At 69.5% G+C, this 26377-nt stretch carries 24 protein-coding genes; 6 read left to right on the forward strand and 18 right to left on the reverse strand.

The genetic code is table 11. From position 1 onward, the window contains the following. Positions 1 to 60 precede the first annotated feature (60 nt). From ASC66_RS00720 to ASC66_RS00730, 3 genes are all read right to left on the reverse strand, one after another. Positions 61 to 2187 (reverse strand): DEAD/DEAH box helicase, encoded by a 2127-nt coding sequence (locus ASC66_RS00720; RefSeq protein ID WP_055833344.1) that lies wholly within the window; start codon positions 2185 to 2187, stop codon positions 61 to 63. A 163-nt stretch (positions 2188 to 2350) separates the two neighbouring features. After that, a complete protein-coding gene (locus ASC66_RS00725) occupies positions 2351 to 2710 on the reverse strand; it encodes a DUF6804 family protein (protein WP_055833347.1) in 360 nt (119 codons plus the stop codon). Between the two features lie 26 nt (positions 2711 to 2736). Beyond that, complete coding sequence (locus ASC66_RS00730) at positions 2737 to 4662, reverse strand: DUF2207 domain-containing protein (protein WP_055833350.1); 1926 nt, start codon at positions 4660 to 4662, stop codon at positions 2737 to 2739. Between the two features lie 62 nt (positions 4663 to 4724). Here ASC66_RS00730 and ASC66_RS00735 point away from each other — a divergent pair, with 62 nt between their 5' ends. Together ASC66_RS00735 and ASC66_RS00740 are read left to right on the forward strand one after the other, a co-directional pair. After that, positions 4725 to 5003, forward strand: a complete 279-nt coding sequence (locus ASC66_RS00735; RefSeq protein ID WP_055833353.1) for a metal-sensitive transcriptional regulator — start codon at positions 4725 to 4727, stop codon at positions 5001 to 5003. A gap of 76 nt (positions 5004 to 5079) precedes the next feature. Further along, positions 5080 to 6357, forward strand: a complete 1278-nt coding sequence (locus tag ASC66_RS00740) for a M20/M25/M40 family metallo-hydrolase (RefSeq protein WP_082492052.1) — start codon at positions 5080 to 5082, stop codon at positions 6355 to 6357. A 2-nt stretch (positions 6358 to 6359) separates the two neighbouring features. Here the strand turns inward: ASC66_RS00740 and ASC66_RS00745 are convergent, their stop codons facing one another. From ASC66_RS00745 to ASC66_RS00770, 6 genes are all read right to left on the reverse strand, one after another. Then, on the reverse strand, positions 6360 to 6953 hold the full coding sequence (locus ASC66_RS00745) for a GDSL-type esterase/lipase family protein (RefSeq protein WP_055836050.1): 594 nt from the start codon (positions 6951 to 6953) through the stop codon (positions 6360 to 6362). Positions 6954 to 7747: 794 nt separating this feature from the next. Continuing rightward, positions 7748 to 8620 (reverse strand): glycerophosphodiester phosphodiesterase, encoded by an 873-nt coding sequence (locus tag ASC66_RS00750; protein WP_055833356.1) that lies wholly within the window; start codon positions 8618 to 8620, stop codon positions 7748 to 7750. Between the two features lie 253 nt (positions 8621 to 8873). Then, positions 8874 to 9734, reverse strand: a complete 861-nt coding sequence (locus ASC66_RS00755; RefSeq protein ID WP_055833358.1) for an aldehyde dehydrogenase family protein — start codon at positions 9732 to 9734, stop codon at positions 8874 to 8876. Then, positions 9731 to 11272, reverse strand: coding sequence for an aldehyde dehydrogenase family protein (locus ASC66_RS00760; RefSeq protein WP_082491915.1), 1542 nt, complete (start codon positions 11270 to 11272; stop codon positions 9731 to 9733). Before ASC66_RS00760 ends, ASC66_RS00755 begins: the two co-directional genes overlap by 4 nt. 44 nt (positions 11273 to 11316) lie before the next feature. Further along, complete coding sequence (gene deoC, locus ASC66_RS00765) at positions 11317 to 12306, reverse strand: deoxyribose-phosphate aldolase (RefSeq protein WP_502691570.1); 990 nt, start codon at positions 12304 to 12306, stop codon at positions 11317 to 11319. Between the two features lie 77 nt (positions 12307 to 12383). After that, entirely contained in the window at positions 12384 to 13328 is a 945-nt protein-coding gene (locus ASC66_RS00770) for a sugar-binding transcriptional regulator (RefSeq protein ID WP_055833363.1), read from the reverse strand. A 140-nt stretch (positions 13329 to 13468) separates the two neighbouring features. Between ASC66_RS00770 and ASC66_RS00775 the strand changes: the two genes are divergently transcribed. Next, entirely contained in the window at positions 13469 to 14431 is a 963-nt protein-coding gene (locus tag ASC66_RS00775) for an ROK family protein (protein ID WP_055833366.1), read from the forward strand. Between the two features lie 17 nt (positions 14432 to 14448). Here the strand turns inward: ASC66_RS00775 and ASC66_RS00780 are convergent, their stop codons facing one another. After that, a complete protein-coding gene (locus ASC66_RS00780) occupies positions 14449 to 15663 on the reverse strand; it encodes an MFS transporter (RefSeq protein ID WP_055833369.1) in 1215 nt (404 codons plus the stop codon). Between the two features lie 23 nt (positions 15664 to 15686). On the opposite strand from ASC66_RS00780, the gene ASC66_RS00785 reads away from it, so the two are divergent. Beyond that, positions 15687 to 16334: a hypothetical protein gene (locus ASC66_RS00785; RefSeq protein WP_055833371.1), complete on the forward strand. Its 648-nt coding sequence runs from the start codon at positions 15687 to 15689 to the stop codon at positions 16332 to 16334. 21 nt (positions 16335 to 16355) lie between these two features. Here the strand turns inward: ASC66_RS00785 and ASC66_RS00790 are convergent, their stop codons facing one another. The 4 genes from ASC66_RS00790 to truB are packed head-to-tail and all read right to left on the reverse strand — an operon-like array spanning position 16356 to position 19065. Continuing rightward, positions 16356 to 17291: a bifunctional riboflavin kinase/FAD synthetase gene (locus ASC66_RS00790; RefSeq protein ID WP_055833374.1), complete on the reverse strand. Its 936-nt coding sequence runs from the start codon at positions 17289 to 17291 to the stop codon at positions 16356 to 16358. Next, entirely contained in the window at positions 17291 to 17737 is a 447-nt protein-coding gene (locus ASC66_RS00795; protein WP_235496616.1) for a hypothetical protein, read from the reverse strand. The genes ASC66_RS00790 and ASC66_RS00795 overlap by 1 nt, the downstream gene beginning before the upstream one ends. Positions 17738 to 17773: 36 nt before the next feature. Next, on the reverse strand, positions 17774 to 18142 hold the full coding sequence (locus tag ASC66_RS00800; protein WP_055833380.1) for a hypothetical protein: 369 nt from the start codon (positions 18140 to 18142) through the stop codon (positions 17774 to 17776). Beyond that, entirely contained in the window at positions 18139 to 19065 is a 927-nt protein-coding gene (gene truB, locus ASC66_RS00805) for a tRNA pseudouridine(55) synthase TruB (RefSeq protein ID WP_055833383.1), read from the reverse strand. The genes ASC66_RS00800 and truB overlap by 4 nt, the downstream gene beginning before the upstream one ends. Positions 19066 to 19127: 62 nt before the next feature. Here truB and ASC66_RS00810 point away from each other — a divergent pair, with 62 nt between their 5' ends. After that, on the forward strand, positions 19128 to 20165 hold the full coding sequence (locus tag ASC66_RS00810; RefSeq protein WP_055833385.1) for a ketopantoate reductase family protein: 1038 nt from the start codon (positions 19128 to 19130) through the stop codon (positions 20163 to 20165). 152 nt (positions 20166 to 20317) lie between these two features. Here the strand turns inward: ASC66_RS00810 and ASC66_RS00815 are convergent, their stop codons facing one another. Continuing rightward, the gene (locus ASC66_RS00815; RefSeq protein ID WP_055833388.1) at positions 20318 to 20932 is read right to left on the reverse strand and encodes a nucleoside/nucleotide kinase family protein; all 615 of its coding nucleotides are present in this window, start codon (positions 20930 to 20932) and stop codon (positions 20318 to 20320) included. A gap of 79 nt (positions 20933 to 21011) precedes the next feature. Between ASC66_RS00815 and ASC66_RS00820 the strand changes: the two genes are divergently transcribed. Beyond that, the gene (locus tag ASC66_RS00820; protein WP_055833392.1) at positions 21012 to 21905 is read left to right on the forward strand and encodes an iron-sulfur binding domain-containing protein; all 894 of its coding nucleotides are present in this window, start codon (positions 21012 to 21014) and stop codon (positions 21903 to 21905) included. Positions 21906 to 22737: 832 nt separating this feature from the next. Here ASC66_RS00820 and ASC66_RS00825 read toward each other — a convergent pair. The 3 genes from ASC66_RS00825 to ASC66_RS00835 are packed head-to-tail and all read right to left on the reverse strand — an operon-like array spanning position 22738 to position 26302. Further along, the gene (locus tag ASC66_RS00825; protein WP_082491916.1) at positions 22738 to 24039 is read right to left on the reverse strand and encodes an ABC transporter permease; all 1302 of its coding nucleotides are present in this window, start codon (positions 24037 to 24039) and stop codon (positions 22738 to 22740) included. Then, on the reverse strand, positions 24036 to 24737 hold the full coding sequence (locus ASC66_RS00830) for an ABC transporter ATP-binding protein (RefSeq protein WP_055833393.1): 702 nt from the start codon (positions 24735 to 24737) through the stop codon (positions 24036 to 24038). Before ASC66_RS00830 ends, ASC66_RS00825 begins: the two co-directional genes overlap by 4 nt. Then, positions 24734 to 26302 carry an efflux RND transporter periplasmic adaptor subunit gene (locus ASC66_RS00835; RefSeq protein ID WP_235496617.1) on the reverse strand — a complete coding sequence of 523 codons (1569 nt, stop codon included), beginning with the start codon at positions 26300 to 26302 and terminating at the stop codon, positions 24734 to 24736. The genes ASC66_RS00830 and ASC66_RS00835 overlap by 4 nt, the downstream gene beginning before the upstream one ends. Positions 26303 to 26377: the final 75 nt, after the last annotated feature.

Below are 26377 nucleotides of genomic sequence, written 5' to 3' on the forward strand. Positions count from 1 at the left end.
CCACGACAGTTCTCTGCCGCATCGCCGCATCGTCGGGGCGTTTCGCTCGGTTTCGCGAGTCTACAACGAACCGTCGATGGCCTGCCGCAGCAGGTGCGCGAGCGCATTCTGCTGCACGGAATCGGCCGCGACGGCCTCGTCGTCCGAGCCGTCGAGGGCACGCGCGGCGAGCCCCTGCTTGCTGTCGATGAGCTCGGCGATCTTCGCGTCGATCGTGTGCGCCGCGATGATGCGCCACGCCGTGACGGGCTCTTCCTGGCCGATGCGGTGCACCCGGTCGATGGCCTGGGTCTGCTCGGCCGCCGTCCAGCTGAGCTCGGCCAAGACGACGTTGGATGCCGCCTGCAGGTTGACTCCGACACCGGCGGCCGTGAGCGAGCACACGGCGATCGAGACGTCCGGGTCGTTGTTGAACGCGTCGATCGCGGCCTGCCTGGCCACGGCACTCTGGTCACCGCGCAGCGAGACGCTCTTCAGCTCGCGCTTGGCGAACGTCTCCTCCGCGGCATCCATGACGTCGATGTGCTTGGCGAAGAAGACGACCTTGCCGACGGAACGGGCCAGCTGGGCCGCGTAGTCTGCGGCGAGTGCCGCCTTGGCCTGACCGATCTTGCGCACCATCGTGAAGACGTTGTCGCCGGACTTCGCCGCCTTGGACTCCTCGAGCTCCGCGTGAGCGACGGCCCGCACGAATCCGTCGAACTGGTCTTCGTCGAGCTGGCCGAGGCTGAGGCCGCGCGAGGACACGAGCGCCAGGAAGCGGTCGCGCAGCCGGTAGCCGAGCTCACGCTCGGCCTGGCGGATGGAGCGGCCGAGGTCGTCGTCGAGCTCGACGGGCAGATCGGCGATGCGCTTGGCCGGCAGATCGGTTGCGACGTCGACCTTGCGGCGACGCACGATGCCCATGTCGATGACGGCGGCGCGCGCCTCGGCGTAGAAGCCCATGTCGGCCGGGGTCAAACCGGACTCCTCGAGCTTGGCCAGCAGCGCTGGAGCCGGCTTGTCGCCGTTGATCCAGCCGAGGTACTGCCAGATGGCGCGGAAGTCGTCGACGTCGTTGATGAGCGGTGTTCCGGTCAGCGCCATCAGCAGCGGGTTGCCGCCCGGCGTGGTCTGCCGAATCCGCTCGGAGAGGGCGAGCACGTGCTTCGAACGCTGCGACTGCAGGTTCTTGATGAAGTGCGCCTCGTCGACGACCATGCCGCGGAAGCCGAGGGTGCCGAGCCAGCTGCGGTGGCGGTCGAGCACGTCGTAATTGACGATGACGACATCGGCGAAGGCATCGAGGGTGTCGCCGTCACCGTGGATCACCGTTGCGCGGCGGTGCGGCGTCCAGCGCTCAACCTCGCGGGCCCAGTTCATCTTGACGACGTTCGGCACGACCGCGAGCAGCGGGTAGGCGTCGGCGACGGATGCCGCGAGCACACTCTGCGCCGTCTTGCCGAGGCCGGGCTCATCGGCCAGGAGGAAGGTGCGGTGCCCCTGGCGGACGCTCTCCACGAAGCGGGCCTGGTGGTTCATCAGCTCCATGCCCTTGGGCGAGAGCCGGTCGATCGTGGGCGCCTCTGGCAGCTCCATCGTCGCGGCCTGACCGCCGGAGCCGTACTCGAATGACTTGAACAGCGGGCTGAGCAGCTCCCAGTTGGCGAGGCGGCGCACCGGGACGACGGGGGCCGCTGCGCGGGAGAAGTCGGGGGCGAGGAACGGGTTGGCGAGCTGGCGGGACTTCACCGACTGCGGGACGACCTGGTTCTCGGCGACCACGGGCGCAGCCTCCGGTTCGCGCGTGATGATGAGCTCGTCCGGGGTGAGCTCTGCGCCGGACTCGATCAGCCAGTCCCGACGGAAGCGCTGCGCGACGGCGCCGACGGAGGCGTCGGGTTCGAGCAGGGTGATCAGGCTGGTGTCGCGGGCGGCGGTCTTCGCCAGGATCTGCGCGATGCCGTCGAGGCGCTTGAGCAGCTCTGCCCGTGTGGCGTCGCTGATCTCCGGGTCGGCCTTCACGCGGGCGCGCTCCTCGCGCATCAGCAGCGCGATCACCTGGAACTTGGTGCGGTTGGTCGGCCCGACCTTGCCGCCCTGCGCCTTGGCCTCGACCTCGCGCACCTTGCGGGCGAGGATCGGGATGATGGGCGCCTCGTCGTCACGGCTGCGTGTGCGCTGACGTGAGCGTCGCTGTTCGGGCATTGTTCTCCAACTCTCGGATGCCTGCGTTCGCCCTCGACCGGTCGCTGCCCGGTGATGCCCGCGAACTACGCGCCGAACCCATCCCCAAGCAGCGTGCCGTGCACGGTCGAGGCGGTGACAGGGTCTGCCGACGCGGTATCAGTGTACTGCGCCGCGCGCATTTTCACGCCTTAGTCGGAACCTTGATGAAAATTCCGCTGGCGATGAAGACGAGAGCGGCCACGAATTGCAGTGAAACCCAGCCCTGTCCGTGCAGTTCGATGACGAAGATGGGGTTCCACAGCACGGCGATCGGCGCGAGGCCGATGAGCCACCACCACGCCTTGCCCTGCACCGCGAAGACGCAGATGATCAAGGCGAGGATGCTGACGACGAAGCGCACGATCGTGAAGGCGTCGACGTCGAGCAGAGCCAGTCCGACCATGAGGGCGATCGCGCCGAGCAGACCGGGGGCGAGCGCCGGCCGGGTGAACTCGGGAGTGGCCGGGGTGTTCCCCTTGCGGGCGACGGGGCGATTCGACATCCCCCCAGCGTAGGCCAACGACGGCGTCAGACACCGCCGCCCCCACCGCCGCCGCCACCGCCACCGCTCGAGCCGCCACCGCTTGAGCCGCCGCTGGACGAGCTCGAGCCGGAGCTGGACCATGAGGTGCTTGAGGCGGTCGCGAAGCTGCCGACGCCGGCCGAGAACGCCGCGGCGTTGAAGCCGCTGCGCCCGCTGTACCAGCCGGGATCGCTCCCCTCGCGTTCGTAGAGGGAGGCGAGCTCTGCCGCCCACTCCTTCTCGAGGCCGAACAGCACCGAGTAGGGCAACAGCTTCTCGTGCAGCCGCAGTACCTGCTCTGGTGAGACGGCGCCTGTCCCGCCGGCCTCCACATTCACCGCTGCGCCGGTTGTCGTCGCCCCGATGGTCGCGGCATCCCGGAGGGCTCCGCTCGGGCTCTGCAGCATCCGCAGGCGGTCCGCCTCCGCCAGCCGGATGAAGAGTTCGAGTCCGCGCAGCTGCTCTCTCGCGATCGCGCCCTGTCTGGTGAGCGGGCGCACGTCGATGAGCAGGATCAGCACGAGGATGGCGGCAACGATCGAGGCGATCATGACGACAACCGGCCAGCCACCTCCGCGGTCCGTGTCCAGGGCGATGATGCTGCCGATCACCCCGATCACCGCGGCGATCAGCACGATCGATGCGAGCGCGATGCGCCCGCCGACCCCGACGCGGCGTCGGAACCCGGCAGCTGTCGAGCGCGCCCGCGTTCCTCGTCCAATGGTGAGGAGCGCGCTGGCCAGCGTGCTGTCACTGGAGCCGAGCTTGCGCCTCGCGCCCGGTGCGGCGGTCTCGCCGAAGAGCGCAGCGAGCACGGGGGTGTTCTCGGCCGTGGCGAGAGCCGGATCGTGCAGCTCCAGCTCGAAGCGCTTCTTCGAGGTTTCGACGATGCGCACGGCGCCGCTGACGGCGAGATCGAGGATCGTCGCCGTGACACCCTTGGTCTCCGCACCCAGCAGCTCGGCCGCCAGCAGCGGATCCACCCCGGGCGGCGGCTCGTACTCAGCGATGACCAGACCGCGACCGGCTGCGTTGCGCCACCTGGTGCGCCTGGCGACGATCGCGGCGAGCAGCCCGGCGACGCTCACGATGCCGGCGCCGAGTCCGAGCAGGCCGGGGGTGGATGCAGAAAGCGATGAATCCCGCGGCACGAAGGTGCCCGCGTCGAATGCGACGGCAACGCTGAGGTTCTCGAAGGCACCGAGATCGACGGCGCTGGCGAGGATCCTCGGGGGAATGCTCTCCTCCACCCGGAGCTCCTCACACGGCGTCGCCGAGCCCTCCGAACCGCGGTAGCAGGCGGCATCGCCGGTGTACGCCTCCCCGAGCGCGGCATCCATGCTGATGACGGCGCTGACCCGGTCGAACGGCTGCGCCCAGCCGGTGCCGTTGACGTCCCAGTAGAACTCCTGCACATCGCTGTCATCTGGCTCGAGGATGACGTTGTTCTGGGTGTAGCGGATGACGTAGCTCTGCGCACCGTGCACGTAGTCGTCCGCGGCGATGGTCACCAGCAGGAACTCGTCGTCCTCGTCATTCTCCTGCTCGAAGTCGCGCGCCACCCCGTTCTCGTCGCTGACGCCCAGCACCTGGAGGTCGGTCGGGTGGCCGTCGTACTCCAGCGGGAGGGCGCGGCGGATGCCCCGGTTCTGATCGATGTCGGGGAAGACCGCGACCAGGGTCTCCGTCACGGCGAGCGTCGAGCGGCCAGCACTGTCGCGGCCGAGCAGGTAGTCGGCATCGAACGAGGCGAATCGGAAGTCATCAACGCCGAGTCTCGGGCCCAGAGCGGTTGCTGCCGGCTCGTCGGCACCAGTGACTACGGCGGCAGTGGCGGCGTGCGGAGCGATGAGCGCCGGCCCGACGGACACTGCGAGCAACAAGGCCGCCATGCTCAGCGCCGATCCGATCCGAGTGACGAGTCGCTTCATGCCACAACAGTAACGGTGCCGGTACCCGCCCCCGGTATCGAAAGCGGCGGTAGTCTTGCAGGGTGATCGAAGACATCAAGAAGCGCGCACTGCACCGCACCCGCATTCTCGAGGGACAGATGCGCGGGCTCGAGAAAATGATCGAGAACGAGGACTACTGCGTTGACATCATCACGCTCTCGCTCGCCATCCAGAAGTCGCTCGGCTCGCTGAACAAGCTGCTCGTCGAGAACCACCTGCGCACCCACGTGACGCACCAGTTCGAGGCCGGCGGCGAGGAACGCGACGCCGCCGTGACCGAACTGCTGAAGGTGTTCGAGCTCAGCAACAACCGTGGTTGAGGCGCGGGGCGAGCTGACGTTGATCGAGGCCTCCGCCTCTGTGGCGCGCCTGCAACAGCTGATTCGCATTCCCACGATGTCGCGCTCCGACCCCGCCGACACCGATTGGCCGGCGTTCGAGCGCTTCCGCGCTGCGCTCGCCGAGCTCTACCCGCTCACCCACGCCGCCCTCGAGCTCGAGCTGATCGCGGGGCACTCGATGCTGTTCCGCTGGCGCGGGGCATCGGATGCCTCGCCGACCGTTCTCATGGCGCACTACGACGTCGTCGCCGCGAGTGCGGAGGGCTGGACGCACCCGCCGTTCGATGCCGTCACCGTCGGCGATGGTGCCGACAGGGTGATCTGGGGCCGTGGGACGCTCGACGACAAGGGCGCGCTCGTCGCCATCATGGAGGCGGTGGAGGCGCAGATCGACGCCGGATTCACTCCAGCGCACGACATCTACCTGAGCTTCGGCCACGATGAGGAGACCGGCGGCAGCGGCGCCGTGGCCGCGGTCGAGACGCTCCGGGCCCGCGGCATCCGCCCCGGTCTCGTGCTCGACGAGGGCGGCGCCATCGTGCGCGGTGTGCTCCCGGGCCTGAACCGACCGAGCGCCATGATCGGCGTCAGTGAAAAGGGCATCACCCACCTCACGCTGAGCGTCGAGCAGCAGGGCGGCCACGCCTCGACTCCCCCGCGGATGACGGCGACGCTGCGCCTCGCCCGCGCCATCACGCGCCTGCATGCCCGGCCATTCCGCGGCGGCATCAACCCGGCGATCGCCGAGATGCTCCGCACGGTCGGCGCGCATTCGTCTGGGCCGCTCTCCGTCGTGTTCCGGCATCCGACGCTCTTCCGGCCGCTGCTCCTCGCCGCGCTCGGCCGCATGAGCGATGAGACGAATGCCCTCGTGCGCACCACGGCCGCCGTCACCCAGCTGAGCGGGAGCATGGCGCACAACGCCCTCGCCGAGCGTGCGGTCGCGATCGTCAACGTGCGCGTCGCCGTCGGCTCGAGCGTGGCGGAGATGGTGCGGCACGTGCGCCGCGCCATCCACGATCCGCTCGTGCAGATCGGCGTTCAGGATGCCAGCGAGCCATCACCGGTCTCGCCCATGCGCGGTGCGGAATGGCAGTCGATCGTTGACGCCATCGCCGCCATCGACGCCGAGGTGCTCGCCACCCCCTATGTGCAGACCGGTGCGAGTGACAGCCGTCGCTTCACCGCGATCTGTGACGCCGTCTACCGCTTCACGCCGTTCGAGATGACGGCGGAGCAGCGCGCGACGCTGCACGCCGCGAACGAACGCATGCTCGTCGCAACCTGGGTGCGCGGCATCGGCTTCTACCGCCACCTCATCGCGGCTCGCTGAGTTCAGCGCCCGGCGGTGGCGCCAGCGCTGTTCGGATCGATGGCGATGGTGTCGATCGGTGTCGTCACGATCGGCACGGCGAAGAGCCGTTCGATCGCGGGACGCAGCTCGTTCAGCCAGCTCTCATAGCCGGAGTCGGTGAGGTGCAGCCCGTCCTCGCTGTCAAGCGGGCTCAACGCGCCACGGTCATCGGCGAACACCGGCCACAAGTCGAGGTACTGCGCGCGAACCGTGGCCGAGAACTGGCGCAGGTGCCTGTTGATGTCGCGGATGGCGGGTGCGAACTCGGGCTCGCGCGGTAATACGGACTGCACGAGCAAACGAGTCTGCGGCAGGCGCTTGTGTGCGGTCACCAGGATGCTTTCAATGTTGCGCACGACGTGCTCGACGGACTTCCGCCACGCGAGATCGTTGGTCCCGATGAGCAGCACGATGGCATCGGGTTCCTCGGCGAGGAGCATGTCGATGCCGGCCAGAACATCGGCCGTCGTCGCTCCGCCCGTTCCGTGGTTGTGAACGCTGAACTCCGGGAACCACTCGTCCCAGCGTCCGCCCGCGGTCAGGCTGTCGCCGACAAACGTCAGTGATTCGGTCATCATGGCCCTCCCTCGACCATCATGACCCCCAAGGCTGGAGATTACCTAGAGGGTTGCGCTCAGGTGCCGGGTGCGCTGAGGGTTTTCGCGACGAGCACCCCGTCGCGAGTGCACTCGGCTTCGGTCGCGGCCTCGTTCCTCGGCTGCTCCCTCAAGCCAGCGTGAGTCTCCACACGGTCTCCTCACGCTGGCTTGAGCGAGGGTCTCCTCCACACGCCTGCTTGAGCGACGGTCTCCTCACGCTGGCTTGAGCGAGGGTCTCCTCACGCTGGCTTGAGCAAGCGCGTCGACGAGGAACGAGGAGGCGCGCCCGCGAAGCCCTGAGCGGCTATGCGAAGACGGCCGCTGCGGCGTCGGCGGCCCCACGATCACGCGAGGGCACTCGGCTTCGGTCGCGGCCTCGTGCCTCGGCTGCTCCCTCGAGCCAGCGTGGGTCTCCACACGGTGTCCTCCACACGCTGGCTTGAGCGAGCGCGTCGACGAGGAACGAGGAGGCGCGCCCGCGAAGCCCTGAGCGGCTATGCGAAGGCGGCCGCTGCGGCGTCGGCGGCCCCACGATCACGCGAGGGCACTCGGCTTCGGTCGCGGCCTCGTTCCTCGGCTGCTCGCTCGAGCCAGCGTGGGTCTCCACACGGTCTCCTCCACACGATGGCTTGAGCGAGCGCGTCGACGAGGAACGAGGAGGCGCCCGCGAAGCCCTGAGCGCATGCGCGGAACACTTGCCCTGCATCCGGAACTCGGCTTCGGTCGCGGCCTAGTGCCTCGAGCCAGCGTGAGTATCGACGGGGCGGCGCTCAGGTGCCGGGGGCGTTGTCGGCGAGCCAGCCGTCGAGGTCGCTCGGGGTGTCTGTGATGATGCCGTCGACACCGAGCGCCTGCACCTCTGCCCAGCTCCGCTCCGAGTTGAGCGTGTAACAGACCACACCGATCCCGACCTCGTGCAGGCGCTGCAACGCCTGCGGCGCCGCGGTCACCGACTGCGCCGTCGTGCCGAGCGCGAGAACTCCGAGTCGCAGCGCCATGGGAACGGGGTCGGCGGGCAGCTCCCGGATCAACAGCATCCTGGGCTGCTTGGGGGCGGCCCTCTGCAGGTTCTGCAACGTCTCGATGCTGAAGCTCTGCAGCAGCACGCGCGATCCGACGCCGGAGCGTTCGACCGCATCCACCACGATCGCCAGCTCCTCCGGAGACCAGTCGGCCTTCAACTCGATGAGCAGCCGCTTGTCGTAGCCGCCGGCGAGCTCCAGGAACTCGTCAAGGCTCGGCATCCGCGTGTCGATGAAGTCCTCGCCGTAGAAGGCGCCGACGTCGAGCTTCTTCAGCTCGGTCACGCTCAGATCGGCGACGCGCTCGGGCGAGCCGGCCACGCGCTTGAGCGTCGTGTCATGGAACAGCATCGGAACGCCGTCCCGGCTGAGCTGCACATCCGTCTCGACGAATTGCATCGACGGGTTCTCGAACGCCGCGGTAAAGGCCTCGATCGTGTTCTCGGGAGCGACAGAGCGGTCGCCACGGTGGCCGGCGATGAAAGCCGCATCCCCCGGCAGCCGAAGCGAGCCGAAAACGTCGGAGGCGAACACATCCGACGCACCTGGCGTGAGGACCAGGCTGTTGAGCAGGGCAAGCGACGTGGCGGTGGCGAGGATCGCTGCTACCCGAGCTTTCACGTGGTGACCTTTCGACCGTTCCGCGCCCCATTGCGCGGTCTGATAGTCGAAACACTAGCGCAGCCGTTACCTTTTCGTTACATAAAAGAATGGCCGCCGACGCCCCAGAAGGGGTGTCGGCGGCCGGGGTTTCGACAAGCTCAACCAACGGGGCAAGCTCAACCAACGGGGCAAGCTCAACCAGCGCGGCGAGCTCAGCGATCTCGGCGAGCTCGGCGAGCTCGGCGAGCTCGGCGAGCTCGGCGAGCGGAGGCTAGATCAGGCCCTTGGTGTGCCAGACGGTCTTGGTCTCGGTGAAACCGGTGATGCGGCCAAGCGTCGGCGCTGCGGCATCCGCGCCATTCTCCGGGGTGAAGACCCGCTTCAGCGTGTCGGCGGCCGCGACCTGCAGCGAGATCCAGTCGAGGTCCCCTCCACCGACCAGGTCGATCGCGTTGACGTCGGCGTGGCTGGCGAGCCACGGCGCGATCTCGGCGGGCGAACCGGTGAGGATGTTCACGACGCCGCCGGGGACATCGCTCGTTGCGAGCACCTCGCTCAGGCTGATCGCGGCCAGGGGCAGCTTCTCGCTCGCCACGACGACGACGCTGTTGCCTGCTACGAGAGCCGGCGCGACGGCCGAGACGAGGCCGAGCAGCGAGCTGTCCTGCGGCGCGATGATCGCGACGACGCCGGTCGGCTCCGGCACCGAGATGTTGAAGTACGGGCCGGAGACGGCGTTGGCGTTGCCGGCGACCTGCACGTACTTGTCTGCCCAGCCGGCGTACCAGACCCAGCGGTCGATCGCCTCGTCGACCTGGGCGGATGCCGCGGCCGCGGTGACGCCCTCGGCGTCGCGGATCTCGGCGACGAACTGCGCACGGCGACCCTCGAGGAGTTCGGCGATGCGGTAGAGCACCTGTCCGCGGTTGTACCCGGTCGCGCCGGCCCAGCCGCCGACGGCCGAGCGGGCTGCCACGACGGCGTCGCGGGCATCCTTGCGGCTGGCGAGTGCGGCGTTGGCGAGGAACTCGCCACCGGCCGAGAGCACCTCATAGGTGCGGCCGGACTCACTGCGCGGGAACTTGCCGCCGATGTAGAGCTTGTAGGTCTTGGGAACGGCGAGGCGGGTCATTTGCTGGCCTTCTTTGCGGTCTTGGCCTTGGGGGTAACGGCAGGGGTGGAGGCTGCACTGGTGGTCACGGCTCTGACGCCCTTGGCCGGTGCAGCGGTGCTGGAGGCCGGCTTCAGGTACGCGGCGAGACCGTGACGGCCGCCCTCGCGGCCGTAGCCGGACTCCTTGTAGCCGCCGAAGGGGCTGGCCGGGTCGAAACGGTTGAAGGTGTTCGCCCAGATGACGCCGGCGCGCAGCTTGTCGGCCACGGCCAGGATGCGGCTGCCCTTGTCGGTCCAGATGCCGGCGGAGAGGCCATACGGTGTGTTGTTGGCCTTGGCGATCGCCTCGGCCGGCGTGCGGAACGTCAACACGGAGAGCACGGGGCCGAACACCTCGTCGCGGGCGATGCGGTTGCTCGTCGCGACGTTGGTGAAGATCGTCGGGGCGAACCAGAAACCGTTCTCCGGGATCGCGCAGTCGGCGGTCCAGCGCTCTGCGCCCTCTGCCTCACCGATGTCACTGAGCTCGCGGATGCGCTCCAGCTGCTCGCGGCTGTTGATGGCGCCGATGTCGGTGTTCTTGTCGAGCGGATCGCCGAGGCGCAGCGTCGAGAGTCGCGCCTTCAGCCGGTCGACGACCTCATCGTGGATGTTCTCCTGCACGAGCAGGCGGCTGCCTGCGCAGCAGACGTGCCCCTGGTTGAAGAAGATGCCGTTGACGATGCCCTCGATGGCCTGGTCGATCGGAGCGTCGTCGAAGACGATGTTCGCGGCCTTGCCGCCGAGCTCGAGCGTGAGCTTCTTGTCGGTGCCCGCCGTGGAGCGGGCGATCATGCGGCCGACGGCGGTTGAGCCGGTGAACGCGACCTTGTTGACGTCGCCGTGGTTCACCAGCGCCGAGCCGGTCTCGCCTGCTCCGGTGATGATGTTGACCACTCCGGGCGGGAGGTCTGCCTGCTGCAGGATCTCGGCGAAGATCATCGCGGAGAGCGAGGTGGTCTCGGCCGGCTTGATCACGACGGTGTTGCCTGCGGCGAGCGCCGGGGCGATCTTCCACGCGAGCATCAGCAGCGGGAAGTTCCACGGGATCACCTGGGCGGCGACGCCGAGGGATGCCGGGTTGGCGCCGAGTCCGGCGTGGTCGAGCTTGTCGGCCCAGCCGGCGTAGTAGAAGAACCAGGCGGCGACGAGGGGAACGTCGACGTCGCGGCTCTCCTTGATCGGCTTGCCATTGTCGAGGGTCTCGGCGACGGCGAGCTCACGGGCGCGCTCCTGCACGAGACGGGCGATGCGGAAGAGGTACTTACCCCTGTCGCTGCCGGACATCCGCGACCACGTCGTGTCGTAGGCGCGGCGGGCGGCCGCGACGGCCAGGTCGACATCCGCCTCGGAAGCGTGCGCGATGGTCGCGATGTGCTTCTCGGTGGCCGGGGAGATGGTCTGGAAGGGAGTGCCGCGCCCCTCGACGAACTCGCCGTCGATGAACAGGCCGTAGTCGCTCTTCAGGTGCAGGATCGCCTGCGACTCTGGAGCAGGTGCGTATTCGAGAAAACTCATTATTTGTGTCTCTTCCTTGATTTCGACAAGCTCAATCAGCGGGGTTAGTCGATCGTCACGTAGTCGGCGCCGGAGTAGTGACCGCTCGCCATCTTCTGTCGCTGCATCAGCACGTCGTTCAGCAGGCTGGAGGCTCCGAAACGGAACAGGTGCGGGGTGAGCCACTCCTCGCCGACGGTCTCCGCCACGGTCACCACATACTTGATGGCGTCCTTGGACGAGCGGATGCCGCCGGCCGGCTTGACGCCGACCTTCTCGCCCGTGAGGCGGTACCAGTCGCGCACGACCTCAAGCATCAGCAGGGTGACGGGGAGGGTGGCGGCCGGGGCCACCTTGCCCGTCGAGGTCTTGATGAAGTCGGCTCCGGCGAGGATCGCCAGCCAGGAGGCGCGGCGAACGTTGTCGTAGGTGTTGAGCTCGCCGGTCTCCAGGATCACCTTGAGGTGGGCGTAGCTGCCGTCCGGGCGCTTGCACGCCTCCTTGACCGCGACGATCTCGTCGTAGACGAGGCCGTAGCGACCGGAGAGGAAGGCGCCGCGGTCGATGACCATGTCGATCTCGTCGGCTCCGGCGCGCACGGCGTCGGCCGTGTCCTCGAGCTTGATCGAGCGCGAGGCCCGGCCGCTCGGGAACGCGGTTGCGACGGCGGCGATGCTGATGCCGCCATTGTCCGGGTCGCCGTGGGCTGCGCCGAGTGCCTCGACGGCGTACGGCACCATGTCGCCGTAGACGCAGACGGCCGCGACGCGCGGGCAGGAGGGGTCGCCGGCATCCGGTGTCATCGCCTTCGCGACGAGCGAGCGCACCTTGCCCGGGGTGTCTGCGCCCTCAAGGGTCGTCAGGTCGATGAGCTTGATGATGGTGTCGAGCGCCCACGCCTTGGACGTGGTCTTGATCGAGCGCGTGCCGAGTGCGGCAGCGCGCTGCTCGAGCCCGACGGCGTCGACTCCGGCGATGCCGTGGAGGTAGCGGCGCAGATTCGCGTCGCTGGGTTCACCGCCGATGAGCGCGAGCGCGCGTTCGGTGGGAATGATCTGGGTGCCTGTCACGAGGTGTCCTCACTGTTTGGGCGGTTGTGTTCTGGGGTGTTGAACGTGTGGGTCGGGGTGGCCTACTGGCCGAGGAGGGCGTTCGCCGTGTCCTCGTCTGTCACGAGGACCTTGCAGAGCCCGCTGCTCACGACGGCCCCGGCGACGGCGTGTTTGGCCGATCCGGAGATGACCGCGATGGTCAACGCGGCGTTGCGCAGATCATCGAGCCGGAGCCCGACGGTGCGGTCATCGAGCGCTGGGTCGACGATGTTGCCGTTGCTGTCGATGTAACGGCCGATGACGTCTCCGACCGCCCCCTTGCGCACGAGCTCGGTGACATTCTCCGCCGTTATGTAGCCGCTGTCGACGTGTACGGAGTTCTGGTCGGCCGCTCCGGCGCTGAACAGGTAGGCGTTGGCCGTTCCCGCCAGCTCGAGCACGGCGGCGACCGATCGGTCGGCCTCGATGGCCCGCTTGGTCTCGATGCGCTCGAGGATGGCCGGGCTCGGCAGCAGCGTCGCCTGGCCGCTGGCCTTGCTGGCGATCGTGACGGCGGTCGTCGCGGCCGTTCCTGCGCGCCGGTTCAGGCTGACGCCGCCGTTGATCTGCACGACGTTGACGCCGGGAGCCCAGCCCTGCTTGAGATGGATCGACACGTCGTGCAGTGTGCGGCCCCAGCTGAGGCCGAGGGTGCGCGGGATCGGGCGCAGTGAGGTGAGGTAGTCGGCAGCGGCCTGCGCCGTGCGCGACTGCAGTTCGTCATCGTCGGCGACACCGGCGGAGGACACGACGACGGCATCCTTCAGCCCGAGCTTCTCGCGGAGCTTCCGTTCGACGGGGAGCCGGCGGGCGCGGGGGTGAACGATCTCGATGCGGATGAAGCCGTTGGCCTTGGCCTGGGCGAGCAGCCGCCCGACCTTCCAGCGCGTCAAACGCAGTATCGAACCGATCTCGTCCTGCGTCTTGTTCTCTTCGTAGTAGAGCTCCGCAGCACGGATCGACAACAGTTCGTCGCTCTCGACCATCACTCGCCTTTCCTCTCTTCCAGAGTAGGCCGCTCGCCCCGCGCATCGCAACACTCGTAGCCCTTTCTGCTCATATGAGCAGGGCGGATGCCGCGACCGCGCAGCCCTCCCACCCACCTCACGCGCCCTATGCTCGATGCATGCCTGCATCACTCGCCATTGCCATTGACATCGGCGGCACCAAGGTCGAAGCCGCGCTCGTTGACGAACACGGCACCGTGCTTCCCTCGAGCCGGCACCGCTTCCCCACCGGGCGCGGGCAGAGCGCAGAGGAGCTTGCAGAGAGCGTGCGCTCCGCGATCCGTGGCGTGCTCGGCATGCTCAGCGGGCCGGATGCCGCATTCGACCCGGCCCAGGTGCGTGGCGTCGGCATCGGCGCGGCCGGCCCGATCAACCTCGGCGGCGGGCGGGTGTCCCCCCTGAACCTTCCGGTGTGGCGGGACTACCCGCTGCGCCAGCTCGTCGTCGACACCGTGCACCCCGTGCTGCCCGGCATCCCGGTGACCCTGCGCATGGACGGCCTCTGCATCACGCTCGCCGAGCACTGGGTCGGCGCCGGTCAGGGCCACGACAACGTGATGGGCATGATCGTCTCGACCGGTGTCGGCGGCGGTCTCGTGCTCGGCGGCCAGACGGTGCCGGGGCCGAGCGGCAACGCCGGCCACATCGGCCACGTCGAGATCGGCGGGCACGACGAACTCTGCCACTGCGGCGGTCTCGGCTGCCTGGAGGCCGTGGCATCCGGCCCCCGCACGGTCGAATGGGCCAACGCCCAGGGTTGGAGCGGCAGCACCGGCGAAGAGCTCGGAGCGGCCGTGCTGGCCGGGGACCCGATCGCCGTGCGCGCCGTCGAGCGTGCCGGCCGCGCCCTCGGGCGCGCGATCGCCTCGGCCGCGAGCCTGGTCGACCTCGACGTGGTCGCGATCGGCGGCGGCTTCTCACACGTGAGCCCGCTGCTGTTCGAGCACGCCAGGGCCGCCGTGGCCGAACGCGTCGAGTTCGGTTACGTCACACGGGTGCTGATCGTGCCATCTGGGCTCTCCGGCGACGGCCCCCTGATCGGTGCCGCCGCGCTGATCCACCGCGCCGCCCTCGTCGGCTAGCCCCGTGGTCCCGCCGGCTAGTGCCGGGCCGGGCCGTCTTCCAGCATGTGCGGGCGCGCGACGACGGAGCCGGCGAAGGCGCAGACCACGGCCGTCGCGATGAGGAAGAGCAGCGGCAGGCTCCACCCGGAGCTCAGCTCGTGGAACACACCGACCAACAGCGGGCCGAATGCGCCGATCGTGTAGCCGACGCCCTGGATGAAGCCGCTGAGCGCGACGGAACCCTCGTGGGTGCGCGTGCGGAGGTTGATGAGCACCAGCGAGAGCGGGAAGATCAGTGGCCCGCAGCCGGCCAGCGCCACCCACAACCAGGTGAGTTCGGCCGGAACGAGCAACAGTCCGAGGTAGCCCACGATGAAGAACGCGACGCCGATGTACACGAGCACCCCGATGTGGCGGAGCCTCGCCGCGAGCACCGGGATCACCAGCGCGGCCGGCAGCCCCATCGCGGCGTAGAGCGAGAGCATCGCTCCGGCCTCCGCCGGCGTCTGCCCTGCGGTGTCGACGAGCAGGCCGGGCAACCAGGCGAACATCGCGTAGGCGTTGAGCGATGAGGTGGCGAAGACGACCGCGAGCGACCAGCCGAGCGATGACCGCCAGACGCGCACCAGGAGTTCGGGCCGTGCCTCCTCCGGCAGCTCGACTCCGCGCGTGCGGTGCCCGATCATGAGCGTCACCCATGGCAGCAGTGCGAGAATTCCGAAGATCGCCCACATGCCGAGCGAGAACTGCCAGCCGGCGGCATCCGCAACGGGGACGGCGAGGAGCGGCGGGATGAAGGTTCCCACCGAGAGCGCGGTGGCGTAGAGCGTCGTCATGAGGCCGACGCGGTCGGGGAAGTACTTCTTCACCAGCGGCGGCAACAGCACATTGCCGACGCCGAGACCGGCGAAGGTGATGGCGCTGCCGAGCAACAGCATCGGCAGCGAGACGGAGAGGCCCCGCAGCGTGTGGCCGACGACGATCGCGATGAGCGCGGCGATGAGCACCGGCTCGAGGCCGAAGCGGCGGGTGAAGACGGGCGAGAAGATGCCGAACAGCGCGAAGCACACCGGCGGCAGCATGCCGAGAACGCCGAGGGCGATCGGCGAGAGCGGGATGTCCTGCGTGATCTCGGCGGCGATCGGTGAGAGCGCCGCGACGGCGGTGCGCAGATTCAGGGCGACGAGCAGGATGCCGAGCAGTGCGAGAGTTCGCCCCGCCCAGAGAGGTCGGGCGGCTTGATCGGTCACCTATGAAGTCTAGGCTTGCTGGCATGAGCGATCTCGCCAAGCACCTTCCGCTGAGCCAGCGTGAGCGCGGCGACGAGTCGCAGCTGAGCGCCGACCGATCCGCGGAGCTGAGCGCCGTGCTCACGCGCCTGGCCGCCGTCATCGAGCGGATGCCGGCCGCCGACTGGCACGCACAGAGCGCCCGCCCCGGCTGCTCCGCGGCCGAGACGACCACTGTGCTGCTCTGGCGCCTGCAGACCCCGGCGCCGCTCCGCCGCGCCGCACTCCGCCGCCAGCTGCTGCGCACGCCGATCCGTGCCGCGCGGGCTCTGGAGCTCCGCGTGCGGGAGAGCCCAGCGCGCTCCCCGGAGACGACCGTCGCGGAGCTGCGTGCACTGGCCGCCGCGCCCGGCCATGCCCGTGTCGCCGAACTGGCGGCAGCCGTGTGCGCCACACTCGACATCGCGAGCCCGCACGGCATCGCGCTTGGACTCAGCCCGACCGCCTCCGGCGCCGTCGCGCTCTACCAGTTTCAGCGCGCGCCCTACGCGGTGAAGGCGGCGGCCCGTGGCCACCGCCTGCGAGCCGCAGACGCGGAGTGGAGCATCGGCTTCGGCCCGGTGCTCGAGTCGGACGCCGAGTCGATCCTGCTGTTCCTGTTCGGGCGCGCGCACCGCGTCCCCGGCGCCTGAGCGCTGGATAGAGCGGCCGGCTCAGGCTACGGCGAGGAGCGCGCGCGCCTTCTCGACGTCGTCGCCGATCTGCTCGATCAGCGGCTCGATGCCGGTGAACGCGACCATGCCCCGGATGCGCTCCGCGAATTCGACCTCGACGCAGTGCCCGTAGAGGTCGAGGTCTTCGTCGATCACGTAGGCCTCGACCTGCTTGTGCGGCACGCCCTCGAATGTCGGGTTGTTGCCGACCGAGATCGCGGCGGGGAACCGCACACCGTCGTCGACGAGCCACCCGGCGTACACGCCGTCGGCCGGAATGAGGCCCTCGGATTCGGCGGCGAGGTTCGCGGTCGGATACCCGAGCTCGCGCCCGCGTGCCGCTCCGTGCACGACCTCGCCGCGCACCGTCGGAACGTGTCCGAGCAAGCGGGAGGCCCCGGCGACGTCGCCGCTGTCGAGGAGCTCGCGGATCCAGGTGGAGGAGATGCGCCGGTCGCCGTCGGGGTGCACGTCGTCGATGACGTCGACGGTGAAGCCGAGCTCGGCGCCCATGCTGCAGAGCAGCGCGGCGTTGCCCGCACCCTTCGCCCCGAAACGGAAGTCATGGCCGATGAGCACGCGTGCGGCATGCAGCGTGTCGACGAGGATGAGGCGCACGAAGTCCTCGGCCGGAAGCGAGGCCAGCGCCTCGTCGAAGCTGAGCAGCAGGGTCGCGTCGACACCCGTCCCGGCCAGCAGATCGAGCTTCTGCCTGATGCTGACGAGCGCCGTCGGGCAGTCGTCCGGTGCGAGCAGCGCGAGCGGGTTGCGGTCGAAGGTGACGACGACCGAGGCGAGCGCCTCGGCATCCGCCGCCAGCAGCATGGCGTCGATCAGCGCGCGGTGCCCGGCGTGCACACCGTCGAACTTGCCGATGCTCACCGCCGAGCGCGCCCAGTCGGCAGGCACCTGCTCGACACCGGAGAAGATCCGCATCACACGGCCCCGGATGTCGCGGCGACGCGTTCCGACGCACGGACGCTGGCCAGCCACCACAGGCCGAGCCAGGGCAGCACCAGCGGAATGAAGAGGTAGCCCTTGCCGAAGACCGACCACACGGTGGCCTCGGGGAAGAGTTCTGGCATCGCGATGCTGAGCGCACCGACGACGATGACGCCGACGGCCTCGAAGCCGATCGCGATCCACGCCACCCGGTTCCACACCGGGCCGGGCGCGATCAGGGCGATTGTCGCGACGATGTAGACCAGTGCCGCGATCGCCGAGAGCGTGAACGCCAACGGCGCGGTGTCGAAGCGTTCGATGATCTGCACGACCGAGCGCCCCGCCGCGCCCAGGGCCAGAATGGCGTAGACCGTGATCAGAAGTCGACCGACGCCGCTCGAGCGGCCGACTCGGGGGCGGGAGGAGGGCTGAACAGTCACAGTCGTCAATTATCGCAGGAGTGGGAGCGCCCCGCGTCACACACCCTGGACGGTCCAGATCTGGAGCATCCGGTAGAGCATCACGGCCACGGAGAGGGCGGCGACGCCGAGGATGACGGTGCTCCAGCGGCTCCGCTCGATCAGCGCCCAGAATCCGGCGGCGATCGGCAGCAGCATGGCCGAGATCAGGTAGACGTAGAACTCGAGCACGCTGCCCGACGCCTCGTTGCCGGTGAGGGGGGCGACGATCGAGATGACCAGCTGCACGATGAGGAGGAGCTCGACGACGCCGAGGGCGCCGAGCACGAGGTCGCTCGGAGTTTTGCCCGCGAGGCCGCGCACGATGGCGATCAGCCCGGCGATCACGGCGACGGCGATCTGCAGGTAGGTGAACCACTCGATCATGCGCCGGCCACCGCATCGCTCGGGAAGTTGACGACGGACTTGCCGACGCCACCGTCGGCTCCGCGCAGTTCGACGAGGCCGACGAGGCGGCCGTCCGGCGCGATCGCCGAGCGCAACGCGCTCGTCGGCGTGCTGCCGCGCTGGGCTGCGTCCACCTCGATGCGCTTGCCGTGGCCGAGGTCGATGGCCTGCTGCTCGCTGAGTTCGAGCCGTTCGAACAGCCGCGCCGCGGCGTCGGCGGGTGGGATCAGGGCGGTGGCGACGTCGACCGAGTCGAGCTCGCCGGCATCCGTCACCGAGAACGGCCCGATCCGGGTGCGTCGGAGGGCCGTCAGGTGGCCGCCGACGCCGAGGTCGTCGCCGAGGTCGCGGGCGAGGGCGCGGATGTAGGTGCCGGAGGAGCAGACGACGCGCACCTCGAGGTCGAGGTAGCCGTCGACGGCGGTGCTGCCGAGGAGTTCGAACTCGGAGACCGTGACGGCGCGCGATTTCAGCTGCACCTCTTCGCCGGCCCGCACGAGTGCGTACGCGCGCTTGCCGTCGACCTTGATGGCGCTGACCGAGCTCGGCACCTGTTCGATGTCGCCACTCAGGCTTTCGATGCCCGCCGCGATCGCTGCCGGGTCGATGGCGGTTGCGCCGGCCGCAGGCACCTCGCCGATCAGTTCGCCCTCTGCGTCATCGGTGGTGCTCGCGGCTCCGAGGCGGATCGTCGCCAGGTATTCCTTGTCGAGTCCGACGACATAGGTGAGCAGGCGGGTCGAGCTCTCGACCCCGAGAACGAGCAGGCCGGTGGCCATCGGGTCCAGCGTGCCGGCGTGGCCGACCTTGCGGGTTCCCGCGAGACGCCTGGTCCTGGCCACGGCGTCGTGACTGGTCCAGCCCTGCGGCTTGTCGAGAAGGAGGATGCCGCTGCTGCTCACGACCCAAGGCTAACATCGCGCCCGTGCGGCCCCGTGCCGGGCCGACCCTCTACGCTCGAACCATGAGAATTGCGGTGATCGGGGCCGGTGCCCTCGGCGGTACTTTTGCCGCGCTGCTCAGCAGAGCCGGCCACGAGGTCGAGGTGACCGCGCGCGGCGCGCAGCTCGGCGCGATCCGGGTGCACGGGATCCGCCTGAGCGGGGGCTTCGGCGTGGCGAACGCTCGCGTTGCGGCATCCGAGACCCTGAGCGCACGCCCCGATCTGGTGCTGCTCTGCACGAAGGCGCAGGATGCCGAGGCCGCACTGCTGCAGAACGCCGCAGCGCTCGAGGGAGCTGCCGCGCTGGACGGCGGCGACGGGCTCGACGGCGTGCCGGTGATCGTCGTGCAGAACGGCCTGGACGGAGTGCAGACCGCCCAGCGCGTTCTGCCGAATTCGGAGTGCTTCGGCCTGCTGGTGATCATCGCGGCGAACTACACGACGCCTGGAGAGGTGCGCGTCACGACGGCTGCGCCCAGTTACCTCGGGCGCGGGACCGGCCCTGCCGACGCCGAGACGCTCCGCTGGCGGGCCGTGCTGGCCGAGGCCGCGCCCGTCATAGCCCAGGACAACTTCGTTGGGGCGCAGTGGACCAAGCTCATCGTCAACATGCTCAACGGGCTGCCTGCCATCACGGGCCTCACCGTGCAGGAGGTCGTCGCGCACCGCGGGCTCAGGATGGCGCTGACCCGCAGCATGCGCGAGGCCGTGCAGGTCGGCATGGCCAGCGGGGTGCGCTTCGGCTCGCTGCAGCGGCTCAGCAACGCACGGTTGCGCTTCTTCGCGCGTATGCCGCCGTGGCTCGGCCAGCTGCTGCCGCTGTCGATGAAGCGCAGGATGGGCCAGGTGCCGAACCTCGGGTCGACGCAGCAGAGCCTCCGGCGCGGGCAGCGCACCGAGATCGACTACTTGAACGGCGCCGTCGAACGTGCCGGCCTGGCCGCAGGCGTCGCCACCCCGGTCAATGCCGCGATCACGGCACTCGTGCACGAGGTCGAGCAGAGCGGCGAGTTCCTCTCCCCCGCGCATGCGATCGGCCGCATCAACGCGTTCGGCTGAGCGCCCGGCTGCCCATGCGGCCCGAGCCTCGGCCCGCTACCGCGGCAGCCGTCGCCGGTTCGCGGAGGCGGCAGCCGGATCGCCTCGATTCGGGACGGTTTGGCGCCCGATCAGGGCGCACATCCGCGGACCGGCTACGGGACGGCCTGCAGTCAGCAGCTGTCGGCGAAGACGCGGCGGGGCGTTGCCGGGGTCGAGTTATCGATGATCGCGGTGGCCTGCGTGCGCGGGGCGGCCTCGGCGAAGTAGAGCCTGTCGGCATCCCCCTCCGGCCCATCGACCGGCGCGCTGTCGAGGAAGACGCTGTAGTTCCAGAGGCCGCGCAGCTCTGGGCGGTTGATGAAGCGACCGTCGATGATCAGCGTCGCGTCGATGGGCCCCGTCTCCCACTTCGGCAGCACCTGGATGCCGCGTCTCGGGTCGAAGGCCTTCGTCACGAATCCGGTGCTGCCACCCAGCCGGAACGGCTCGACGAGCACCCGGCGCAACAACGAGTAGTCGAAGCCGTAGCGGTAGTAGCGCTCCGCGGTGTCGTCGCCGAACTTCGCCTGTTCCTCACGCGAGCGGTGGAACCACTCCAAACTCGCCCGGAACACCGGGTGATTGCGCTCCTCCAGCACCGCGGCGAGATCGTCACCGAACGCCGTCTTGCCGCTCTGCAGCGCGCCGTCGATCGCGACGATCGTGCGCCCGTGCCCGTAGTTGTGCATGATCTCATCGGCGAGGCCACGGAGGAAGCGAACGCGGGGGGTGAGGACGAGTTCCATGCCTCGAGCCTACGCCGGGCGCATCCGACTCCAACCCGATGCCGGCTCCGACGATGCCGCGCCGTCTACGCTGGAAGCGATGAGTACGACAGCCGCCGCAACCGCCATTCCGGAGACGATCGTCGCCTGGTTCCACGAGAACGGCCGCATTCTGCCGTGGCGCGAGTCCGGCTTCAGCGCCTGGGGCACCCTGGTGAGCGAGTTCATGCTGCAGCAGACGCCCGTCAACCGGGTGATCCCGCACCTGAACGCCTGGCTGGAGCGTTGGCCGACACCCGCGGATCTGGCCGCCGCTCCCCCGGCGGAGGCGCTGCGAGCCTGGTCCAGCCTCGGTTACCCGCGCCGCGCACTCTGGCTGCACGCTGCGGCTGTCGAGATCACCGAGCGCCACGGCGGCGTCGTGCCGAGCGACGTGGACCAGCTTCTCGCCCTCAGCGGCGTCGGCGACTACACCGCCAGGGCGGTTGCGGCCTTCGCCTATGGCATGCGGCATCCCGTCGTCGACACGAACACCCGGCGCGTGATCGCCCGCGCCGTGCAGGGCCAGGCCGAGCCAGCGCCGCCCAGCCGAACCCGCGACCTCGCGGCGATGGAGGAGCTGCTGCCTGAGAGTCTCCAGGACGCCCGCGACTTCAACGCCGGCATCATGGAGCTCGGCGCCCTGGTCTGCGTGGCGCGCACGCCCCGCTGCGGCGACTGCCCGATCCGCGATCAGTGCGCCTGGATCGCGGCCGGCTCCCCCGCCTACCTCGGCCCACGCAAGAGCGTGCAGAAGAAGTTCGAGGGCTCCGATCGCCAGGTGCGCGGGCTCATCATGAAGGAGCTGCGTGCGGCACACAAGCCAGTGACGGCCACCGAGATCGACACGGTGTGGCCGGATGCCGCACAGCGCGAGCGTGCACTGCGCGGACTGATCGCCGACGGACTGGCGGTGGCATCCGCCGAGGGTGGATACACGCTGCCGCACGGGTAGATGCACCCACGGCGACTGCGGGAGCGCCAGCGACCGAAGCCCTGAACGCCTGACCAGATGGGGTTGCCCGGGTCTCGATACGGCCGCGGGCGGCCTACTCGACCAACGTGGAGGTCGCGGATGCGGTGTCGGCGGATCCGCTCGGGGCTTCGCGTGCGTCGCTGCTCCTTCGTCGCGGCGCCGCTCGCTCGAGCCAGCGTGCGAAGCGGACGCACATCCCACACCGCAGGCTCAGTCGACGCGCATTCTCACGCTGGCTTGCGGGAACGCCAGCGACCGAAGCCCTGAACGCCTGACCAGATGGGGTTGCCCGGGTCCCGATACGGCCGCGGGCGGCCCACGCGACCAGCGTGGAGGTCGCGGATGCGGTGCCGGCGGGTCCGCTCGGGGCTTCGCGTGCGTCGCTGCTCCTTCGTCGCGGCGCCGCTCGCTCGAGCCAGCGTGCGAAGTGCACGCACATCCCACACCGCAGGCTCAATCGACGCGCATTCTCACGCTGGCTTGAGGGAGCGCCAGCGACCGAAGCCCTGAACGCCTGACCAGATCAGGGCGCCCGCAGCCGCACCAGCATCGGTGGCCGTTCCCGGGGTTGCCGAAGAGGGGCTGCCGCCTTTCGCGACGCTGCGCGTCGAGCTACGCGACCAGCGCGGAGGCCGCCGATGCGGTGTCGGCGGATCCGCTCAGGGCTTCGCGTGCGTCGCTGCTCCTTCGTCGCGGCGCCGCTCGCTCGAGCCAGCATGGGCATGCACGATGGCTTGAGGGAGCAGCCGAGGAACGAGGCCGCCCCCGAAGCCCTGAGCGTGTCACCGGATCGGGTCGGACTAGTCCGGCGTTACACGCCGTGGCGCAGTGCCGAGATCGGCTCGATCCTGCTGGCTTTCGCCGCTGGGTAGGCGCCGGCCGCCAGGCCGACGACGGCGCCGAGCACGGCACAGCCGAGCACCATCGGCAGGTCGATGATGGGTGTCCACTGCTGCACGAGCGAGACTCCGACGACCGCGAAGACGCCGAGCGCCGCACCGATCAGCCCGCCGAGAAGGCCGATCACCACGGACTCCACCGTGAACTGTGCCCGGATCTCGCGCCGCGTCGCTCCAAGGGCACGGCGCAGGCCGATCTCGCCGACACGTTCTGAGACGGAGAGAAGCGTGACGTTGGCGATGCCGAGACCTCCGGCGAGGAGCGCGATCAATCCGAGGATCAGGAACACGACGTTGACGTCGGCCTGGACGCTCTCCTGCAGCTCCGATCCCGTCTGCGGAGCGACGACCTCGAAGTTGTCCGGTGTGTTCGGGTCAAGGGCGATCGGCGCCTGCTTGCCGACGACGCCACCGGCACCGACCGCGATCCGCACGTGCAGCTCCTCGGCCGCACGCAGGCCGAAGTCGGCACGGGCCGTGCCTGCCGGCACCATCACGGCGTCGAGCATGTCGGTGCGCCGCTCCATCTTGTCGACGATGCCGATCACGGTATACGAGCGTTCACCGATGAAGATGGCCGGTTGCCTGTCGATGCGGTTCACGCCGAGTTCCTCGGCGGCCCGCGCTCCGAGCACGACGACGCGATCGGCGCGCTCGTCGTGGCCGGCGTCGAAGAACCGCCCGGTGACGATGCGGCCGCGCACGGCGTCAAGCAGCCCCGGCGTTGCCGCGAGCACGGCGGGCCCACTCGTCTGCGCGGCGGACGGGTCGTTCACCGGAACCGAGGTGATCCGTTGACCGGCGACGTCGACGGCGCCGACCAGGCCGGCCTGCTCAACGCCGACGAGGCGTTCAACGCGCAAAGGGGCGTCCCACGGCAGCGAGGTCTTCGCCTTCGAGTTGCCGAACATCGAGCCGGTCTTGCCCGGCGTGACCAGAACCTGCGTGGCTGAGACCGAGTCGAACTGGCGGGAGATCTGCCCAGCCGCTGTCTGAGCGAAACCGATCGTCACGACGAGCGACGCGATGCCGAGCACCGTTCCCATCGTCGTCATCACGAGGCGGCCCGTGTGCCCGCCGATGCCGTGGCTCACCTCGACGAGGAGGTCTTGGGTGGTGAAGCGGTCAGCGCGCTTGATCGGGTTCGGCGCGGCCTTCGGGCGGCGGAACCGTTGCGTCAGCGACGCCAGCCTGCCGCGGATCCAGCCGCTCATCGCAGCACACTCACTCGGCCATCGTCGATCCGGATGCCGCGGCGCGCGCGCTCCGCGACGGCGTTGTCGTGGGTGATGACGACCAGCGTCAGGCCGTCGGCGTTGAGTTCCTCGAACAGGTCCATCACCTCGTGCGAGGTCTTCGCATCGAGATTGCCCGTCGGCTCATCGGCCAACAGCACGCGCGGCTGGGCGATGACGGCGCGGGCGATCGCGACGCGCTGACGCTCACCGCCGGAGAGCGTCGTCGGCAGGAAGCCGAGGCGGTGGCCGAGGCCGACGCGCTCGAGCGCGGCGTGCGCGCGCGGCATCCTCTCGGCACGGGGCACTCCGCTGTACAGGGTGGAGATGAGGACATTGTCGAGCACCGTCCGCCGCGGCAGGAGGTGGAATGACTGGAAGACGAAGCCGATGCTGCGCCCGCGCAGGGCTGCGCGCTCGTCTTCGCTCAGCGATCCGGTGCGCACGCCGTCCAGCAGGAACTCGCCGACACTCGGTCGGTCAAGCAGCCCGAGCACGTTGAGCAGCGTCGACTTCCCCGATCCGCTCGGCCCGACGATCGAGAGGTAGTCGCCCCGGTTGATGGCCAGATTGACGCCCTTCAACGCCTGAACTTCCGGCGGGCCGGGGAATGAGCGGGTCACGTCGACCAGCTCGACCACGGAATCGCTGGACGAGCTGGCGGCGGTGTCGGTCATCGGCCGACCACGACCTGTTCGCCCTCGGCGATGTCGCCGCTGATCTCGACGAACCCCTCTGCGGCAAGCCCGGTGGTGACGTCGACGAGCTTGGTGTCCTCCTCGCCTGGCACGACCACCTCGACCCGCGACTCTCCGCCGGCGCCTGCGGTCAGTGCCGCGGCGGGAACGGCGAGGACCTCACCGGCGGTCGCGCCGATGGGGATCGCGATCCGCACGTTCTGGCCCTGCAGCGACTGCACCTGCTCCGGTGTCGGGTCCACGAGCGCCAGCGTGACGTCGTAGCGAACTCCCGCCTCCTTGCCCGTGGCCTTGCGGGGCGCGAGCGCGGTGACGGTCGCGCTGAGCGAGCCGTCGTCGCCGACCGCGACCGTCGCCGTGTCGCCGACGGTCAGCAGTTTCGCGTCGCTCTCGGCAGCGGATGCCGCGACGATGAGCTCGGCTCCGGAGACCCGCATCACGGCCGACTGCGCGACGGTGCCACGCTTGGCCATCACCTCGTCGACGCGGCGGGGCAGCCCGGAGAGGTAGAGCACCTCGCTGGCGGGAAGGAAGGTGAGTGTGCCCTCCTCCGCCGCGGCCAACGCCTCCTGCGCATCGGCGAGTGCACGCTGGGCGAAGTCGACGGCGGATGCCTGGGAGCCCGTGTCCGGCGCGGCGAGTGCGACGTCCCGCTTCGCATAGGCGAGGCGCACGGCGTCCTCGGCATCGGCAACCGCGTTCGGGTTCTGCGGTTCACCAGCCACAGGTGGCTTCTTCGCGTCTTCCTTCGCCGTCACGAGTGCGCGCTCCGCTGCACGGATGTCATTGTCGAGCGCGACCCGCTCCGCCTCTGACGGACCGGAGCCGGCGTTCGCGAGCTCCCGCTGCGCGCTGGCCACGCCGGCTTCGGCCGAGCGGACTCCGTCACGCGCGCCGCGCACGGCGTCGTCGGTGCCATCGGCCGGCTGCGGCGCCGGGTAGCCGACGCGTGCGTAGAGCTCGGCGACAGCCGCCGCCGTCGCCGCGTCGAAGGTCTCCGAGCCGCCCGGATCGATGCCGAGCGAGCGCAACGATTCCTTGAGCTGGTTGACGTCGGGACCGGCCAGACCGAGCCTGAGCGTGCGATAGACGGGGAGATCGCCCGGCAGCACGATCACCGGACGACCGGCAACCTCGAGGGCGACGGATGCCGGCCCGAACGTTGCTCCGGCCTCCGGCACTCGACCGGTGACGACGGCGGGGCCGGTGCGGTCCCCTGCCTCCAGGGTGACGTCCACGGAATCGGCGTAGACGACATCGCCGCGCAGCGTGACGTCGTTGGAGAGGGTGCGCAGCTCGACGGGCACGGTGATCAGACCGGGCTCCGGCGGTTTCGCGTCGGCCGCGGCCTGCCCCGGCGAGACGATCACGGCGCTGAGCGCGACACCGGCGACGAGCGAGACGATCGCGACGGCCGCGAGCACCCACAGCGCACGATTCCCGTGCAGCACTCTGCGCCATCCCGCGACGGCCGGATCCGGCTTCACCCGCTCCGGCGCGGCGTCATCACCGGCACCGGCATCGCCCTGCAGGATCGCGTCCACCTCGGACGCAGCCTCCGACGAAACCGTCTGCTCCGCACCAGGCTGGGCGTCAGGCTGGGCGTCAGGCTGGGCGCT

It is taken from the genome of Leifsonia sp. Root4, assembly GCF_001425085.1.
In the GTDB taxonomy this organism is placed as follows: Bacteria; Actinomycetota; Actinomycetes; order Actinomycetales; family Microbacteriaceae; genus Microterricola.

Coding starts and splice junctions, on each gene's coding strand:
- ASC66_RS00720 (WP_055833344.1), bottom strand. CDS start 2,187: ATGCCCGAACAGCGACGCTCACGTCAGCGCACACGCAGCCGTGACGAC.
- ASC66_RS00725 (WP_055833347.1), bottom strand. CDS start 2,710: ATGTCGAATCGCCCCGTCGCCCGCAAGGGGAACACCCCGGCCACTCCC.
- ASC66_RS00730 (WP_055833350.1), bottom strand. CDS start 4,662: ATGAAGCGACTCGTCACTCGGATCGGATCGGCGCTGAGCATGGCGGCC.
- ASC66_RS00740 (WP_082492052.1), top strand. CDS start 5,080: ATGTCGCGCTCCGACCCCGCCGACACCGATTGGCCGGCGTTCGAGCGC.
- ASC66_RS00745 (WP_055836050.1), bottom strand. CDS start 6,953: ATGACCGAATCACTGACGTTTGTCGGCGACAGCCTGACCGCGGGCGGA.
- ASC66_RS00755 (WP_055833358.1), bottom strand. CDS start 9,734: ATGACCCGCCTCGCCGTTCCCAAGACCTACAAGCTCTACATCGGCGGC.
- ASC66_RS00760 (WP_082491915.1), bottom strand. CDS start 11,272: ATGAGTTTTCTCGAATACGCACCTGCTCCAGAGTCGCAGGCGATCCTG.
- ASC66_RS00770 (WP_055833363.1), bottom strand. CDS start 13,328: ATGGTCGAGAGCGACGAACTGTTGTCGATCCGTGCTGCGGAGCTCTAC.
- ASC66_RS00775 (WP_055833366.1), top strand. CDS start 13,469: ATGCCTGCATCACTCGCCATTGCCATTGACATCGGCGGCACCAAGGTC.
- ASC66_RS00785 (WP_055833371.1), top strand. CDS start 15,687: ATGAGCGATCTCGCCAAGCACCTTCCGCTGAGCCAGCGTGAGCGCGGC.
- ASC66_RS00790 (WP_055833374.1), bottom strand. CDS start 17,291: ATGCGGATCTTCTCCGGTGTCGAGCAGGTGCCTGCCGACTGGGCGCGC.
- ASC66_RS00800 (WP_055833380.1), bottom strand. CDS start 18,142: ATGATCGAGTGGTTCACCTACCTGCAGATCGCCGTCGCCGTGATCGCC.
- ASC66_RS00810 (WP_055833385.1), top strand. CDS start 19,128: ATGAGAATTGCGGTGATCGGGGCCGGTGCCCTCGGCGGTACTTTTGCC.
- ASC66_RS00815 (WP_055833388.1), bottom strand. CDS start 20,932: ATGGAACTCGTCCTCACCCCCCGCGTTCGCTTCCTCCGTGGCCTCGCC.
- ASC66_RS00820 (WP_055833392.1), top strand. CDS start 21,012: ATGAGTACGACAGCCGCCGCAACCGCCATTCCGGAGACGATCGTCGCC.
- ASC66_RS00825 (WP_082491916.1), bottom strand. CDS start 24,039: ATGAGCGGCTGGATCCGCGGCAGGCTGGCGTCGCTGACGCAACGGTTC.
- ASC66_RS00830 (WP_055833393.1), bottom strand. CDS start 24,737: ATGACCGACACCGCCGCCAGCTCGTCCAGCGATTCCGTGGTCGAGCTG.